Origin of the sequence: Marinomonas sargassi (assembly GCF_025716875.1) — a bacterium.
GTDB classification, from domain to species: domain Bacteria; phylum Pseudomonadota; class Gammaproteobacteria; order Pseudomonadales; family Marinomonadaceae; genus Marinomonas; species Marinomonas sargassi.
This window is the reverse complement of the sequence record NZ_JAOVZB010000002.1, coordinates 156,718-174,262: the sequence shown is the minus strand read 5'-3', so window position 1 is coordinate 174,262 and position 17,545 is coordinate 156,718. Positions and strand designations below refer to the sequence as shown.

General features: G+C 42.6%; 12 protein-coding genes. 9 read left to right on the top strand and 3 right to left on the bottom strand.

What is annotated here, in order from left to right; genetic code table 11:
• Positions 1-21 precede the first annotated feature (21 nt).
• The gene (gene gltA, locus OFY17_RS05310; RefSeq protein ID WP_263529683.1) at positions 22-1,305 is read right to left on the bottom strand and encodes a citrate synthase; all 1,284 of its coding nucleotides are present in this window, start codon (positions 1,303-1,305) and stop codon (positions 22-24) included.
• A gap of 789 nt (positions 1,306-2,094) precedes the next feature.
• Here gltA and sdhA point away from each other — a divergent pair.
• The 9 genes from sdhA (at position 2,095) to OFY17_RS05265 (ending at position 15,581) form a co-directional block, all read left to right on the top strand.
• Entirely contained in the window at positions 2,095-3,867 is a 1,773-nt protein-coding gene (gene sdhA / locus OFY17_RS05305) for a succinate dehydrogenase flavoprotein subunit (protein WP_263529682.1), read from the top strand.
• 12 nt (positions 3,868-3,879) lie between these two features.
• Positions 3,880-4,584, top strand: a complete 705-nt coding sequence (locus OFY17_RS05300) for a succinate dehydrogenase iron-sulfur subunit (RefSeq protein ID WP_263529681.1) — start codon at positions 3,880-3,882, stop codon at positions 4,582-4,584.
• Positions 4,585-4,963: 379 nt separating this feature from the next.
• Positions 4,964-7,801, top strand: a complete 2,838-nt coding sequence (locus OFY17_RS05295; RefSeq protein WP_263529680.1) for a 2-oxoglutarate dehydrogenase E1 component — start codon at positions 4,964-4,966, stop codon at positions 7,799-7,801.
• 33 nt (positions 7,802-7,834) lie between these two features.
• Complete coding sequence (gene odhB / locus OFY17_RS05290; protein ID WP_263529679.1) at positions 7,835-9,334, top strand: 2-oxoglutarate dehydrogenase complex dihydrolipoyllysine-residue succinyltransferase; 1,500 nt, start codon at positions 7,835-7,837, stop codon at positions 9,332-9,334.
• A 91-nt stretch (positions 9,335-9,425) separates the two neighbouring features.
• Complete coding sequence (lpdA, locus tag OFY17_RS05285; RefSeq protein ID WP_263529678.1) at positions 9,426-10,865, top strand: dihydrolipoyl dehydrogenase; 1,440 nt, start codon at positions 9,426-9,428, stop codon at positions 10,863-10,865.
• Between the two features lie 88 nt (positions 10,866-10,953).
• Positions 10,954-12,120, top strand: coding sequence for an ADP-forming succinate--CoA ligase subunit beta (gene sucC, locus OFY17_RS05280; protein ID WP_263529677.1), 1,167 nt, complete (start codon positions 10,954-10,956; stop codon positions 12,118-12,120).
• A 2-nt stretch (positions 12,121-12,122) separates the two neighbouring features.
• Positions 12,123-12,995 carry a succinate--CoA ligase subunit alpha gene (sucD, locus tag OFY17_RS05275; protein WP_263529676.1) on the top strand — a complete coding sequence of 291 codons (873 nt, stop codon included), beginning with the start codon at positions 12,123-12,125 and terminating at the stop codon, positions 12,993-12,995.
• Positions 12,996-13,171: 176 nt separating this feature from the next.
• Entirely contained in the window at positions 13,172-14,374 is a 1,203-nt protein-coding gene (lhgO, locus tag OFY17_RS05270; protein WP_263529675.1) for an L-2-hydroxyglutarate oxidase, read from the top strand.
• Between the two features lie 127 nt (positions 14,375-14,501).
• Positions 14,502-15,581: a class I mannose-6-phosphate isomerase gene (locus tag OFY17_RS05265; RefSeq protein ID WP_263529674.1), complete on the top strand. Its 1,080-nt coding sequence runs from the start codon at positions 14,502-14,504 to the stop codon at positions 15,579-15,581.
• Positions 15,582-15,702: 121 nt separating this feature from the next.
• On the opposite strand, the gene OFY17_RS05260 is transcribed toward OFY17_RS05265, so the two are convergent.
• Positions 15,703-17,013: a TRAP transporter large permease gene (locus tag OFY17_RS05260; protein WP_263529673.1), complete on the bottom strand. Its 1,311-nt coding sequence runs from the start codon at positions 17,011-17,013 to the stop codon at positions 15,703-15,705.
• Positions 17,010-17,504, bottom strand: coding sequence for a TRAP transporter small permease (locus OFY17_RS05255; RefSeq protein ID WP_263529672.1), 495 nt, complete (start codon positions 17,502-17,504; stop codon positions 17,010-17,012). The genes OFY17_RS05260 and OFY17_RS05255 overlap by 4 nt, the downstream gene beginning before the upstream one ends.
• Positions 17,505-17,545: the final 41 nt, after the last annotated feature.

Here is a 17,545-nt window from a genome sequence, read left to right as displayed (position 1 = left end):
TTTTTTGATCTGTTGCGAGCTTTATTTATCGCTTGGGTAATCGCGCTGAGGCTTACCAACATAAAGCTGACGAGGACGACCAATCTTGTAAGGCCCACTGATCATTTCGTTCCAGTGAGTGATCCAACCAATCGTTCTAGACATAGCGAAAATCACTGTAAACATACTTGTTGGTATGCCAATCGCTTTCATGATGATGCCAGAGTAGAAGTCAACGTTAGGGTAAAGCTTACGCTCAATGAAGTAAGGGTCTTCAAGGGCGATTTGTTCAAGGCGCTTAGCAATTTTGAGAAGAGGGTCGTTAGACATACCCAACTCAGCAAGTACTTCATCACAAGTCTCACGCATAACTTTTGCACGTGGGTCGAAGTTCTTGTAAACGCGATGGCCAAAGCCCATTAGGCGGAAAGGATCGCTCTTATCTTTTGCTTTAGCTACGAACTTATCGATGTTTTCGACATCACCGATTTCTTCAAGCATAGTCAATACAGCTTCGTTTGCACCACCGTGAGCAGGCCCCCAAAGTGTCGCGATACCAGAAGCAATACATGCAAATGGATTGGCACCAGAAGAACCCGCTAAACGTACTGTAGAAGTAGATGCGTTTTGTTCGTGATCAGCGTGAAGAATAAAGATCTTGTCCATTGCTTTCGCAAATACTGGGTTCACTTTGTATTCTTCACATGGTGTTCCAAACATCATGTATAAGAAGTTTTCTGCGTAAGATAAGTCGTTACGAGGATGCATAACAGGCTGATCTTTAGAGTACTTGTAGCATGTAGCTGCAAGTGTAGGCATTTTGGAAATCAAACGGAATGCTGCGATTTCGCGATGTCTAGGGTTGCTGATATCCATTTGATCTTGATAGAAAGCAGATAATGCACCTACTAAGCCACACATAATAGCCATTGGATGGGCGTCATTTCTAAAGCCTTCGATGAATTTGTGCATAGACTGGTTAATCATTGTGTGATTTTTAACCGTCTTAACAAATTCTACTTTTTCTTCTTTGCTAGGAAGTTCTCCATAAAGCAATAAGTAACAAGTTTCTAGGTAATCTGAGTGCTCAGCGAGTTGAGCAATTGGATAGCCACGGTGTAAAAGCACACCTGCTTCACCATCTATATAAGTTATAGATGATTCGCATGAGCCAGTAGACATAAAGCCTGGATCGTAAGTGAAAACACCTTGTGAGCCTAAGCTACGAACGTCTACAACATCCGCACCTAGTGTACCTGAAAGAACAGGGAGTTCGATGGTTTTATCGATCCCGTCCACTGTAAGTGTTGCTTTTTTATCAGCCATTTATGGTCTCCTTCGTATTCTGTTTCTAGTGCTTAGAGGTCTTAAAGTGCCTCTTTAGTTCTAGAAGGTGCGGAAAAAATACTGTTTATGTAGTACAAAAGTCAATCTTGATAATTATGACTTGAGATGATTTTAAAGAACATATTTTGTAAGAAACTAACAAAAATTTAGGCTTAATGTTTTTTTTGGATTTGGATTTAACTATTAAGTGTATGATTTATAGGGATTTTTGGTTTTTTCGTTGTTTTTGTTGGGTTGTAATTTTGTACCATTATTGTTTTGGCTTATGCCTACATTCATTTACTGAATGGCGATCATTGAAAACCTCTGCTCTTGTCTATTTGTCTTAATATTTTTTGCTGGTCTATAATTAGCCTCCGAAGTTTTCGTACCGCCTTTATTTTAAAGGTAAATAAAGGATAGTCGCCTTTATTTTGTATTTTGGTTTATGAGACGGTAAGTGAAAAACGGTTTTGTACTAATATGTCAATGCGTCGTGTTTTTACCGATTTGCTGGACTTAAGTACTAACGCCATTAATGGTTAACCGATTGTCTATTTTGATTATGAGCATAAGCGGTGGAGCTTTTTGTCATTAGGTAGCAAAGGTGAAGTTATTTTCATTAATGGTATTTGATTTATAGGTATGCATTTTGGATCCTTGATTGTTGGCAGATCAAGCTGGCTTCATAGATTCATAATTGCAGGTTTTTTCTTTCAGTCAGTATGCGCTCTAGCAGTGTGATTTACATTGTGTGGAACGTTGAAGTTATTTGGGGATTATTAAGTAATGGCAAATATTCGTACGATATCATTCGATGCCATTGTTATTGGAGGCGGTGGCGCGGGCATGCGTGCAGCTCTTCAATTGACAGAATCAGGGTTGAATACAGCTTGTGTAACAAAAGTATTTCCAACTCGTTCACATACAGTATCTGCTCAAGGTGGTATTACTTGTGCGATTGCCAGTGATGATCCTAATGACGATTGGCGTTGGCACATGTATGACACGGTGAAAGGTTCTGATTACATCGGTGATCAGGATGCTATTGAGTACATGTGTTCTGTAGGTCCTCAGGCCGTTTTTGAACTAGAGCATATGGGGTTGCCTTTCTCTCGTACTGATCAAGGTCGTATTTATCAGCGCCCATTTGGTGGTCAGTCTAAAGATTTCGGTAAAGGTGGTCAGGCTGCTCGTACATGTGCTGCGGCTGACCGTACAGGACATGCGTTATTGCATACCCTTTATCAAGGTAACTTAAAAGGCGGTACTACTTTCTTCAATGAGTGGTATGCGACAGATTTAGTTAAAAATAATGAAGACGCTGTTGTTGGTGTGATCGCTATTTGTATCGAAACAGGTGAAACCGTTTACCTAAAAGCGAAAGCGACTGTTATTGCAACAGGTGGTGCGGGTCGTATCTATCAATCAACAACCAATGCTCACATCAATACAGGTGATGGTGTTGGTATGGCGTTACGTGCTGGTTTCCCTATGCAGGATATGGAAATGTGGCAATTCCACCCAACTGGTATTTACGGTGCTGGTACCTTGGTAACAGAAGGTTGCCGTGGTGAAGGTGGTTATCTAATCAATAAAGACGGTGAGCGCTTTATGGAGCGTTATGCGCCAAACGCAAAAGACCTTGCAGGTCGTGACGTGGTAGCGCGTTCAATGGTCCTTGAGATTCTTGAAGGTCGTGGTTGTGGTCCGGATGGTGACCACGTATTGCTTAAATTGGATCACTTGGGTGAAGAAACGCTTAATAAACGTTTGCCTGGTATTCTTGAGTTGTCTCGTACCTTTGCGCACGTTGATCCAGTGAAAGAGCCAATTCCTGTTATTCCTACTTGTCACTATATGATGGGTGGTATTCCAACGAATGTTGGTGGTCAAGCGCTGGCTATGAATGAAGCGGGCGAAGACGTTATTATTGATGGTTTATATGCTTGTGGTGAAGCGGCTTGTGTATCTGTACACGGTGCTAACCGCCTAGGTGGTAACTCATTACTTGATTTGGTTGTATTTGGCCGTTCTGTAGGTATTCAGGTTAAAAAGTCCCTAGATGAAGGTTTTGACTCCCTTGATGCTGACGATACTAATGTTGAGCAAGCTTTGTCTCGTTTGAATCGTTTGAATGCATCCACAGGTGGTGAAAGTGTTGCTGCTGTTCGTGCTGATCTTCAGAAGGTTATGCAGCTTTACTTCGGTGTATTCCGTGACGGTGATGCAATGCAAAAAGGCTTGTCTCAGCTAGCAGAAATTCGTACACGTGTTGAGAATCTACACCTTGAAGATAAGAGTGAAGCATTCAACACGGCGCGTATCGAAGCGCTTGAACTTGAAAACTTGCTAGAAGTTGCAGAAGCGACTGCGATACCAGCAGAATTCCGTAAAGAAAGTCGTGGAGCGCACGCTCGAAATGACTTTACTGAACGTGATGATGAAAATTGGTTGAAGCATTCATTATTCCATCCAGCGGACAAGAAAGTGACTAAGCGAGATGTAAACTTTGCGCCTAAAACAATGGACGCTTTCCCGCCTAAAGTCCGTTCCTACTAAGGAGTTTTGAAAATGTTAGTTAGTATTTATCGCTACAATCCTGAGAAGGACGATGCTCCTTATATGCAGGACTACAACATTGAGTTACCAGAAGGTAAAGACCTGATGGTTCTGGATGTTTTAAATTTATTAAAAGCTGAAGACCCAAGTATTTCATACCGTCGCTCTTGTCGTGAAGGTGTGTGTGGTTCAGATGGTATGAATATGTCAGGCAAAAACGGCTTGGCGTGTATTACGACAGTATCGGAAGCGTCTAAAAACGGTAAGTTGATTTTGCGTCCTTTACCAGGCTTACCTGTTGTTCGTGACTTGGTTGTGGATATGGCGCAATTCTATAAACAGTACGAGAAGATTCGTCCGTACTTGTTGAACGAAGATACTCCGCCGGCAATTGAGCGCTTGCAAAGTCCTGAAGAGCGTGAAAAGCTAGATGGGCTTTATGAATGTATCCTATGTGCTTGTTGTTCAACAGCTTGTCCTTCTTTCTGGTGGAATCCAGATAAATTCATAGGACCTTCTGGTTTGTTGCAAGCATATCGTTTCTTGGCTGATAGTCGTGATACTTCAACCCAAGAGCGTCTTAGTGATTTAGACGACCCATTTAGTGTTTTCCGTTGCCATGGTATTATGAATTGTGTCAATGTATGCCCTAAAGGTCTTAATCCAACTAAGGCAATTGGTAATATCCGTACAATGCTTTTGCAAAGAGCGACTTAATAGATGCTCGTAATGGTCTTCAATGAAAAATTTGTTAATTGACCAATAAAAGTAGGCGGCTTGAACAAAGATTCAATGCCGCCATTTTTGCATGTGTATACCCTCTATATGGACCATGCATTATTATAGAATTTAAAATTTGGCCTTTGTGAATAAGGATGTGCTAAGAAAAGTGACTGGCTTAGTGAAAATGGATTCAGGGTATCTAATTAATAGATAGTCTCAGTTACTTAGTATTGAACACATAAGGTCGAAATAAGCTGTAAGTAAATAAAAAAATCGAGGCTTTAAGCCTTACGAGTCTAATATACGAATGATCTGACTTAATAGATCTCAGTCGTTATATCTATAGTTGGCTCGAATATAAGGGTGATCGAGAATGCACGAAAGTTTAATGGAGTTGCTGTGGGGCACTTCACACTTTTCAGGTGGCAACTTGGAATATGTGGAAGATCTCTTTGAAAGCTACCTTGTTGATCCGAACTCAGTTTCGGAAGAATGGCGTAAATGTTTTGATCAATTGCCTCGCATTAGCGAAGCGCAATCAACTGATCTACCACACTCAGTTGTCCGCGAGCAATTTTTAGAAATTGGTAAAAATAAATTTCGTTCTATGCCCGCATCAGCCGGTCCTGCTATTGGCTCTGACCATGAACAAAAGCAAATCAACGTTGTACAGTTGATTGATGCTTATCGTGTTCGTGGTCATCAACATGCCTCCCTTGACCCGCTTGGACTACAGAAACGCGAGAAAGTTGCAGATTTAGATCTAAGTTATCACCAGCTAACAGGTGCAGATTTAGATACACCTTTCAGTGTTGGTTCTTTGTTTTTCAATAAAGACAATATGAAGTTAAGCGAAATTATTGCTGACTTAGAGAAAACCTACTGTGACACGATTGGCTATGAGTTCATGCATATCGTTGATACGCAAGAAAAAGCATGGTTACAACAACGTGTTGAATCGGTTCGTTCTCGTCCTAAATATTCAAAAGAAACACGTGAAGCGCTGTTAGAGCGTTTAACCGCTGCTGAAGGTTTAGAAAAATACTTAGCAAGTCGCTATCCAGGAGCAAAACGTTTTGGTCTTGAAGGTGGTGAAAGTTTAATTCCAATGGTGAATGAACTGATCCAGCGCTCTGGTACCCTAGGGGCCAAAGAAGTGGTTATCGGCATGGCTCACCGTGGTCGATTAAACGTTCTTGTGAACACGCTAGGTAAGAACCCGAAAGACTTATTTGATGAGTTTGAAGGTAAGAAACTTGTTAACACATCTGGTGATGTTAAATACCACCAAGGTTTCTCTTCAAATGTGATGACGGCTGGTGGCGAAGTTCATATCGCTCTAGCGTTTAACCCATCCCACCTTGAAATCGTTTCACCTGTAGTAGAAGGCTCTGTAAGGGCTCGACAAGATCGTCGCCTAGATGATTCAGGTAAAACAGTTGTTCCTATCTCTATTCACGGTGATGCTGCCTTTGCAGGTCAGGGTGTGGTGATGGAGACATTCCAGATGTCTCAAACACGTGCTTACCGTACAGGTGGTACTGTTCATATCGTCATCAATAACCAAGTTGGTTTTACAACAAACCGCCAAGAAGATTCTCGTTCTACTGAATATGCAACTGATGTAGCGAAAATTATTCAAGCACCTATTTTTCATGTTAACGGTGATGATCCAGAAGCTGTATTGTTTGTTACTCAACTTGCTCTTGATTACCGTTATGAGTTTGGTCGTGACGTTGTTATTGATATGGTTTGTTACCGTCGTCGTGGTCATAATGAAACGGACGAACCGTCTGGTACACAGCCATTGATGTACGGCATCATCAACAAACTTAAAACGACTCGTACTTTGTATGCTGAACGTTTGGTCGCTGAAGGTGTGTTGTCTCAAGCCGAAGCGGATAAGCTGGTTAATGAAAACCGTGAAGATCTGGATAATGGTCGCCACGTTGCCAAAAGCCTCGTGCTTGAATCTCAGACTGGCTCTTTTGTTGATTGGAAACCTTACCTAGGCGTTGAGTGGACTGATGCAGGTGATACTCGTTACCCATTGGCTAAGCTACAAGAAACAGCGAAAAAGCTAACAAACATTCCTGATGGTATTGTTGTTCAGCGTCAGGTTTCGAAGATTTATCAAGACCGCGATAAAATGACAGCAGGTGCGCTTCCTTTAAACTGGGGTTATGCAGAGACTTTGGCTTTTGCTTCCTTGCTTGAAGAAGGTTACCCAATCCGTATTACAGGGCAAGACTCTGGGCGTGGTACTTTCTCCCATCGTCACGCGGTTATTCACAGTCAAAAAGACGGCGAGTCTTACATTCCTCTGAAAAACTTATCTGCGGATCAGCCAACCTTAGACCTTTATGATTCTTACCTTTCAGAAGAAGCGGTTCTTGCTTTCGAATATGGTTATGCAAGTACATCTCCTAAAGGTTTGGTTATCTGGGAAGCGCAATTTGGTGATTTTGCCAATGGTGCACAGGTAGTAATTGACCAATTTATTACCAGTGGTGAGCATAAGTGGGGGCGTCTATGTGGCCTTACTATGTTGCTTCCTCATGGTTATGAAGGGCAAGGTCCAGAACATTCGTCTGCACGTTTAGAACGTTTCATGCAATTGTGTGCGGAATACAATATTCAAGTATGTGTTCCTACAACACCGTCGCAAATCTTCCATATCATTCGTCGTCAGGCGATTCGACCAATGCGTCGTCCTCTGATTATCTTATCTCCTAAGAGTTTGTTGCGTCACAAGCAAGCAACTTCAACATTAGAAGATTTGTCTGAAGGAAGCTTTAAAACAGTATTGCCTGATTCATCAGAAAGCATTGCTGCAGATAAAGTAAAACGCATCGTCCTGTGTAGCGGTAAAGTATATTACGACCTAATTAATCGTCGTGAAGAGCTGAAGAAAGATGATGTTGTCGTGGTACGTTTGGAACAACTATACCCGTTCCCATATGCAGATCTTGAGTCTGTATTGGAACAGTATAAAAATGTTGAAAGCCTAGTTTGGTGTCAAGAAGAGCCGAAAAACCAAGGCGCTTGGCATTCTAACCGTCACCGCATGAATAGAGTATTGGAAAAACTGTTCCCTGAATTGAAAATCCGCTTTGCGGGTCGAATTTCGTCTGCAGCACCTGCAGCGGGTTACATGTCAATCCATGTTGAAGAGCAAGAAGCACTGGTCAACGACGCATTAGTTGGTTAGTACCATCGCCTGTTAGAGATATAAGGGTATAAAATGAGCATTGAAATTAAAGCACCTACTTTTCCAGAATCTGTAGCAGACGGCACCGTTGCTACTTGGTACAAGCAGCCAGGTGAAGCCTGCGCACGTGATGAGCACATTGTCGACATCGAGACAGATAAAGTTGTCTTAGAAGTTGTTGCACCTGCTGATGGCGTTCTTAAAGATATTTTAAAAGGCGAAGGCGATGTTGTATTAAGCGACGAAGTCCTAGCTATGTTTGAATCTGGCGCGGCAGCAGCGTCTGCACCTGCAGAAGCTCCGGCGGCGGCTCCAGCTGCAGCAACAGAATCTGTTGAAATCAAAACACCTACTTTCCCTGAGTCTGTAGCGGATGGCACAGTAGCAACTTGGTACAAGCAGCCAGGTGAAGCTTGTTCACGTGATGAGCACATTGTTGACATCGAAACAGACAAGGTTGTTCTTGAAGTGGTAGCTCCTGCTGATGGCGTTATTGGCGCAGTAGCGAAAGCGGAAGGCGAAACCGTATTAAGTGATGAAGTCCTTGCTACTTTCTTAGTTGGCGCATCTGGTTCTGCAGCAGCGCCTGCAGCGGAAGCGGCTCCAGCAGCAGAATCTGATGACGAAGACGGTGTTGCAGGTCCTGCAGCTCGTAAAGCATTAGCAGAAGCTGGTTTGACTGTTGCGCAAGTGAAAGGTACTGGCAAAGGTGGTCGCATCACTAAAGAAGACGTAGATGCAGCAGCGAAGAGCAAAGCGGCAGCGCCTGCTCCAGCAGCAACGAAAGCGGCTCCTGTAGCAGCGGCGACACCTGCACTTGGTGCAGATGGTCGAGTTGAGAAGCGTGTTCCAATGACACGTCTACGTGCCACTATCGCGAAACGTCTTGTAGAAGCACAACAAACAGCGGCAATGTTAACGACATACAACGAAGTTAACATGGGTCCTGTTATGGAAATCCGTAAGAAGTACAAAGACCAGTTCATGAAGACCCACAACGGCACTAAGCTTGGTTTCATGTCTTTCTTTGTTAAAGCAGCAACTGAAGCACTTAAACGCTTCCCAGCAGTAAACGCATCTATCGATGGTAACGACATGGTTTACCATGGTTACCAAGATATCGGTGTTGCTGTATCAACAGACCGTGGTCTGATGGTTCCTGTTCTTCGCAACACTGAAGCAATGGGGCTTGCTGACGTTGAATCTACTATCATGGACTTCGCTCTTCGCGGTCGTGACGGTAAGTTGGGTATGGATGACATGCAAGGCGGTACTTTCACTATTACTAATGGTGGTACTTTCGGTTCTTTGATGTCTACTCCTATTATCAACCCACCACAAACAGCTATCTTGGGTATGCATAAAATCCAAGAACGTCCGATGGCGGTTAATGGTCAAGTTGTTATCCAACCAATGATGTACTTAGCACTTTCTTACGACCACCGTATGATCGATGGTAAAGAAGCCGTACAGTTCTTGGTAACAATTAAAGAGTTGCTAGAAGACCCAGCTCGTCTTCTACTTGAAATCTAAGAATTCATACCCAAGTACTTGTGTGAATTGAATGCTGATGCGGTGTTTAAAAATAAATGCCGCTCAGTTTGACTGAAAAATGGGACCTGTTATGTCTGATAAATTTGATGTTGTTGTAATTGGTGGCGGCCCTGGTGGCTACGTTGCTGCAATCCGTGCTGCTCAGCTAGGTCTGAAAACAGCTTGTATCGAAAAATGGCTAGATAAAGATAGCAAACCTCGCCTAGGCGGTACGTGTTTGAACGTTGGTTGTATTCCATCTAAAGCATTGCTTGATTCTTCTCACAAATACCATGATGCGAAAGAAGCATACGGTGTTCACGGAATCAGTGTTGGTGAAGTTGGCATGGACGTAAATGCCATGGTTGATCGTAAAGACAAAATTGTTGATCAACTAACAAGCGGTATCACTGGTCTTTTCAAAGCAAACGGTGTTACAAGCTTTGAAGGTTTCGGTAAAGTTTTAGCGAACAAAAAAGTTGAGTTTACTGCTCACGATGGCACGGTAACTGTTATCGAAGCTGAAAACGTAATCTTGGCAACAGGCTCTATTCCTGTAAACATTCCACCTGCACCACGTACAGGTGACATCATTGTTGATAACGAAGGTGCATTGGACTTCCGTGAAGTACCTAAGCGTCTAGGTGTTATCGGTGCTGGTGTTATCGGTCTTGAGCTTGGTTCTGTATGGTCTCGCCTAGGATCTGAAGTTGTTGTTCTTGAAGCACAAGACGCATTCCTAAGTGTTTGTGATCAAGATCTTGCTAAAGAAGCAGCAAAAATCTTTAAGAAACAACATCTAGATATTCGCCTAGGTGCACGTGTTACTGGTAGCCAAATCAATGGTGAAGAAGTAGAAGTAACTTACCTTAATGCGAAAGGCGAAGAGCAGAAAGAAACATTCGACAAGCTAATTGTAGCGGTTGGCCGTAAGCCATTCACTCAAGGTTGTTTCTCTGAAGACTCTGGTGTGAAACTAGATGAGCGTGGCTTTGTATTCGTTGATGAGCAATGCCGTACATCGGTTCCTGGCGTATTCGCCATCGGTGATATCGTTCGCGGTCCAATGCTAGCGCACAAAGCATCTGAAGAAGGTGTAATGGTTGCAGACATTATTGCTGGCCATAAAGCGCAAATGAACTACAGCTGCATCCCATCTGTTATTTACACACACCCTGAACTTGCTTGGGTTGGTAAAACAGAGCAAGAACTTAAAGCAGAAGGCGTTAAATACAAAGTGGGTAAATTCCCATTTGCAGCGTCTGGCCGTGCTATGGCAGCAAATGACACTGACGGTTTCGTTAAAATGATCGCTTGTGAAGAAACAGATCGCATTCTAGGTTGCCATATCATTGGTGGTCATGCGGCTGATTTGATCGCTCAAGCGGTTATTGCAATGGAATTCGGTTCTACAGCGGAAGATATCGCATTGACTGTATTCGCTCACCCAACAGTAAGTGAAGCAGTACATGAAGCCGCACTAGCGGTCGATAACCATGCGATCCATATCGCAAACCGTAAAAAGCGTTAATTAATTCGATTTGCCGGCGTAAGCCGGCAACTTCTGTCTGTTAAAGGGCAGAGCTTATATCAATCACTCAGATGAGCGGAAGAATCAAATGAACTTACATGAATATCAGGCTAAACAGCTTTTTGCTGAATATGGCCTGCCAGTATCTACAGGGTACGCAGTTGATACGCCAGAAGCGGCGATTGAAGCAGCGAAAAAAATTGGCGGTGACAAGTGGGTTGTTAAAGCTCAGGTTCACGCTGGTGGTCGCGGTAAAGCGGGCGGTGTTAAGCTAGTTGATTCTTATGATGATGTTGCTGCATTTGCACAAAACTGGTTAGGTAAAAACCTAGTTACTTACCAAACTGACGAAAATGGTCAGCCAGTAACTAAGATTCTTGTTGAATCTTGTACTGATATTGCTAACGAATTGTACCTAGGTGCTGTTGTAGACCGTTCAACTCGTAAAGTTGTTTTCATGGCCTCTACTGAAGGCGGTGTTGAGATTGAGAAAGTAGCTGAGGAAACTCCTGAGCTAATCCACAAAGCGATCATTGATCCTTTGGTTGGTGCTCAACCTTACCAAGCTCGTGAAATGGCATTCAAAATGGGTCTTAACCCAGCTCAAATCAAGCAGTTCACTAAGATCTTCCTTGGTTTGTCTCAAATGTTCCACGACTACGATTTCGCATTACTTGAAATCAACCCTCTTGTTATCACTGATGAAGGTGACCTTCACTGTCTAGACGGTAAGATCAACATCGATAGCAACGCGGTTTACCGTCAGAAGAAAATGCAAGAGTTCCACGATCCATCTCAAGAAGATGAGCGTGAAGCACATGCTGCACAGTGGGAACTTAACTACGTAGCGCTAGATGGTAACGTAGGTTGCATGGTAAACGGTGCTGGCCTAGCAATGGGTACAATGGACATCGTTAACATTCACGGTGGTAAGCCTGCTAACTTCCTAGACGTAGGTGGTGGTGCAACTAAAGAACGTGTTGCTGAAGCATTCAAAATCATCCTTTCTGATGACAATGTTAAAGCCGTATTGGTTAACATTTTTGGTGGTATCGTTCGTTGTGACATGATCGCAGAAGGTATTATCGGTGCCGTTGAACAAGTAGGTGTTAACGTACCTGTTGTTGTTCGTCTTGAAGGTACAAATGCTGAACTAGGTCGTGAAGTTCTTGCGAAATCTGACCTAGATATTATTGCTGCAGCAAGCTTGAAAGACGCCGCTGAGCAAGTTGTTAAAGCTGCGGAGGGCAAATAATAATGTCTGTCTTAATCAACAAAGATACTAAAGTAATCTGTCAGGGTTTCACTGGTGGCCAAGGTACGTTCCACTCTGAGCAAGCAATTGCATACGGAACAAAAATGGTTGGTGGTGTAACTCCTGGTAAAGGTGGTCAAACTCACCTAGGTCTTCCAGTATTCAATACTGTACAAGAAGCTGTTGAAACAACAGGCGCTGAAGCATCTGTTATCTACGTTCCAGCTCCTTTCGTTAAAGACTCTATCCTAGAAGCAGCGAACGCTGGTATCAAACTTATCGTTTGTATCACTGAAGGTGTTCCAACTCTAGACATGCTTGACTGTAAAGTTGCATGTGACGCTCTTGATGTTCGTCTAATTGGCCCTAACTGCCCAGGTGTTATCACACCAGGTGAATGTAAGATCGGTATCATGCCTGGTCACATCCACTTACCAGGTAAAGTAGGTATCGTATCTCGTTCAGGTACTTTGACTTATGAAGCAGTTAAGCAAACTACTGATGCTGGCTTCGGTCAATCTACTTGTGTAGGTATTGGTGGTGACCCAATCCCAGGTACTAACTTCATCGACGTATTGGAAATGTTCCAAAACGATCCTCAGACTGAAGCGATTGTTATGATCGGTGAAATCGGTGGTACTGCTGAAGAAGAAGCGGCTGCTTACATCAAAGCAAACGTTACTAAGCCTGTTGTATCTTACATTGCGGGTGTTACTGCTCCTGCTGGTAAGCGTATGGGGCACGCTGGTGCAATCATCTCTGGCGGTAAAGGTACTGCTGATGAGAAGTTTGCAGCACTAGAAGACGCAGGTGTTAAAACTGTTCGTTCTTTGGCTGACATCGGTGCAGGTCTTAAAGAGATCACTGGCTGGTAAGCACTTTTTCTTTAATGCAATTTGCATTTAAGATTTAAAAAATCCCTGCTTCGGTAGGGATTTTTTTTGCCTGTATCACCCCTAATAAGGCTAAAGTAGCAGTGGTATTTGAAGCTTTATCTTTTAAGCTAGACACTACCTAGTAGTAGATTTTGATGTTGATCTAAGGAAGTAACATGTCTGCATACGACATTGCGATAATTGGTGCGGGAATAGTAGGTCTGTCTACGGCTTGGCAATTAGCACAAAGCTACCCAGATAAGCGCATTGTGCTCATTGAAAAAGAGGCCAATGTTGGCTTGCATCAGACGGGCCATAATTCAGGCGTGATTCACGCAGGTGTTTACTACGCACCGGGAAGTTTAAAAGCGGACTTCTGTAAAAGAGGCGCTGCAGCGACCAAAGCCTTTTGTCAACAACATCAAATCCCTTTTGATGAGTGCGGCAAGTTACTTGTTGCGACTTCTGAAGAGGAAGTGGTGAGAATGGAAGCGCTTTACCAGCGCTGCCAAGAAAACGAGTTAGAAGTACATAAACTTAGTCAGCGAGAGCTTAATCAGCGTGAGCCTAATGTAAAAGGGCTTGGCGCTCTATATGTACCTTCTACTGGCATAGTAAATTACCGCTCAATATGCCAAAAACTAGCTGAGCTTTTCCTCCAACAGGGTGGTGTAATTCGCTTTGAAAGTGAAGTCATTGGTCTCGAAGAGGACAAGAATGAGGTCACTATATTCCTTAATGACACTCAAATAACTTGTTCTCATTTAGTGAGCTGCAGTGGTTTGATGGCAGATCGTTTGACAAAAATGCTAAACATTCCAACTGACTTTCAAATTATTCCGTTTCGTGGTGAATATTATCAATTACCAGAGAAGCACAATCAGCTTGTTAAGCATCTTATCTATCCCATACCAAACCCAGATTTACCTTTTCTAGGTGTTCATTTAACGCGAATGATTGATGGCTCGGTAACCGTTGGTCCCAACGCAGTGCAAGGCTGGAAGCGGGAAGGTTATGGTCCAATTAACTTCAGCTTCAAAGACACCTATGAAATGATCCGATTTATAGGCTTCTGGAAATTGCTCAAACAATACTGGCGAGTTGGACTTACCGAGACAAAAAACTCTTGGTACAAGCCGGGGTATTTAGATCAAGTTAAAAAATATTGTGACATGGTGTCGTTAGAAGATTTACAACCATACCCAACAGGGGTGAGGGCACAGGCTGTTATGAAAGATGGCAGCTTAGTTCATGACTTTTTGTTTGCGGAAAGCCAGCGAACACTTCATGTCTGCAATGCGCCTTCTCCTGCAGCAACAAGTGCTTTTCCTATTGGTGAATATATTATCGAAAAACTCAGTGCTAAATTTAAAAGTTAATAGTTTTATATGAATTTTAAAAGTTAATTTAAATAGACTTTTACTAGATATATGAATAATTAAATAGCAATAAAAATGGTATTATTTAAATACAGATTTTTAGTTTTATTATTAAAGGGCTAGGTCAATGGAATATAAGAATAAACTAGTACGTTTTACGTCAAACCGTGTTTGGCGAACCTATACTGGCGGTAAAATACTCGACCAATTAGAGAATAAAGCTCACCCTGAAGATACTCACTTTCCAGAAGATTGGATTGGCTCAACTACCCAAGCGATTAATTCAGGGAGAGAAGAGGTTTTTGAAGGCGTTTCCCATGCACTGGTGGGAAATGAGGCAGTGCGCTTTGACCATTTGATCGCCCAAGACCCAAGTTATTTTCTAGGTGATGCACACACCAAAGCCTTTGATAAGAACCCAATGTTATTGGTGAAGTTCTTAGATTCTTCTGTACGTCTGCACTTTCAAGCTCACCCAACAGCAGAGTTTGCTCGCGAGCATTTGGACAGTAATCACGGCAAAGCGGAAGGTTATTATATTCTCGATGTCAGAGAAGGTGTCGATCCTTATGTGTATGTTGGTTTTCAGCATCCACCTTCACGAGAAAGCTTCAAGAAAATGATCGAAGAGCAAGACATCCCAGCTATAGAAGCTTGCTTCGAAAAAGTATCCGTTAAGCCGGGTGACTGCTTGTTCATACCGGGTGGATCACCCCACGCCATCGGTGAAGGTATCCTAATGGTTGAGATTATGGAGCCTTCGGATTGGGCGGTGCGTTTTGAATTCACCAAAGCGGGTTACACCATGCCAGAAGAAGCTCGCTTCATGAAACGAGACCTTGAGTTCTGTATGGATGTGTTCGACTTCTCACAAATCTCAGTGGAACAAGCGTTTGAGAAGTTCTATCAGCAACCTAAAGTAGAGCGTCAATACACAGAAACAGCGTATCAGGAAAGCCTGATCAATGAATCTGTAACGGATAAATTCCGTGTAAAGCGTTCCAAAATTTCGGGGAGTGTTGATAAAGCGGAAAGCGACTTCTACATAGGTATAGTGACAAAAGGTGAGTGTGATCTCACCATAGGTGAAGAGACGATACACTTGAACAGGTTGGACAGGTTCTTTTGCCCAGCAGGCGTTGATAATGTTCATATCGAATCAGAATTGGGTGTTGAAATTCTAGAATGCTATCCACCAGCTATTTAATATAGTTGGTGAATAGAATTTAATATTTTTTATATTCTTCAGACAAAGAAAAAGGAACTAGATATCTAGTTCCTTTTTTTGTTTTATATAAATATCGATTAGATATTAATACACTTCAATTCTATTTAAATGAGTTAGGCATCAATTGAGTAGGTAGCCATAGTGCAATCTCTGGGAAAAGAATAATCAAGAAGAGGATTAATAACATTGGTAATAAAATAATTAACACTGTTTTTAATACGCTTACGACATTCATACCACCAATAGAAGCTGAAATTAACAAACAGAGTCCATAGGGGGGGGTCACCAGTCCGAATGCTAAAGAAATAATACCGATAATAGCAAAGACAATTGGAGATATATCCGCTTGAATCGCAACTGGTAGTAATACCGTACCTAAGATGATGATAGTTGGGATCGCATCAATGAATAGACCAAAGAATAGAAATAGCGAAGCAATGATGAGTGCTGTGCCAAGGGTGCTTAAATTCATTTCCGTGATAAGGCTAATGATCAAGCGTGGCACATTATAGTAAGCCAACAACCAGCCAAAGATAGAAGCGGTACCTATGGCAAATAAAGAAATAGAAGCAAAGCGCCCAGTTTCATAAAGGATAGTACCTACTTCACGAACCGTTACTGTACGGTAGACAACCATACCTAGGAAAAGTGAATAAGCTGCAGCAATGATGGCACTTTCCGTTGGAGTTACAATACCAGCAACGATACCAACGATAACAAATACCGGTGTTAGCATAGCTAATGCAGCACCTTTGAAGGCTTTAAAAGCAGTTCCCCATGTTGGTTTCAAAGCGATTGGGTAGTTATACACTTTAGCGAAACCATATACTGTCGCCATAAGAGCGATACCAATCATTAGGCCGGGAACAGCACCTGCTAAGAATAGGGCACCCACTGAAACCTGCATGACACCACCCCAAACAATCATCAAGATACTAGGTGGGATGATAACGCCCATTACAGAAGAACAAGCCGTGATAGCGATAGCAAAGCGGCGGTCGTAACCTTCTTTAATCATCGAAGGAATAAGAATCTTGCCACAACCGGCAGCATCCGCTGTTGAAGAGCCAGAAATACCAGCAAACAACATAGAAACGGCAACATTAACATGACCTAGACCACCCGGCATCCAACCAGTAAGCACTTTAGCTAGATCAATGAGTTTGTCGGTTATCTTGCCCGAGTTCATCAAGTTGGCGGCTAACAAAAAGAAAGGCACGGCCAATAGGATGAAAGAGTTATAAGACTGGAACATGCGGTCGATGATTAAGAAGGGCGTTAAGCGCACATCAAGGAAGACCACGGGAATGGTTGCCAAGCCTAAAGCGAAGGCAACAGGTACACGTAGTACCACTAAAAGAATAAAACAACCCACTAATAATGAGCAGGCGAGTCCAGTAGAAAGAATCATACGGTAACCTTTTTAGATTGTCTGTATTGTTGGAATGCTTCAACAAGGCGATAAAGAGAGAAGATAGTCCATAAGCTTCCAGCAATAGGAACAGTGACATGAATTGCAGCTAGGTTAGCTTGCATCATCACTGAGTTTTGATTGCTACCAAATTCCGTGTAATCAATGCCGTACCAAAAGAACATAACGCCAAATGCGCCAACTAAGACCATTACGAGTGCTTTTTGGAAAAATAAAATAAGAGGGTTACTGCTTTCAGGAATAACTTGGACATCGAAATGCATCCCATCCCAAACTGCAATAATAGAACCTACCATCACCACCCATACAAAAATAAATGTGGCTAATTCTTCGGTCCAAAGAAATACAGGGATAATGCCAGTGTAGCGTGCAAGAACCTGCATGATAACAGGAATAATGAGAGCGCCTACTAAAGTGCCAAGTAACACTCGTAATGCATTACATAGCAAATCCAAACTGCGTTTAATCATAAAACAACCTTACCATTACATAAAAACCTCCCTGCAGTCAT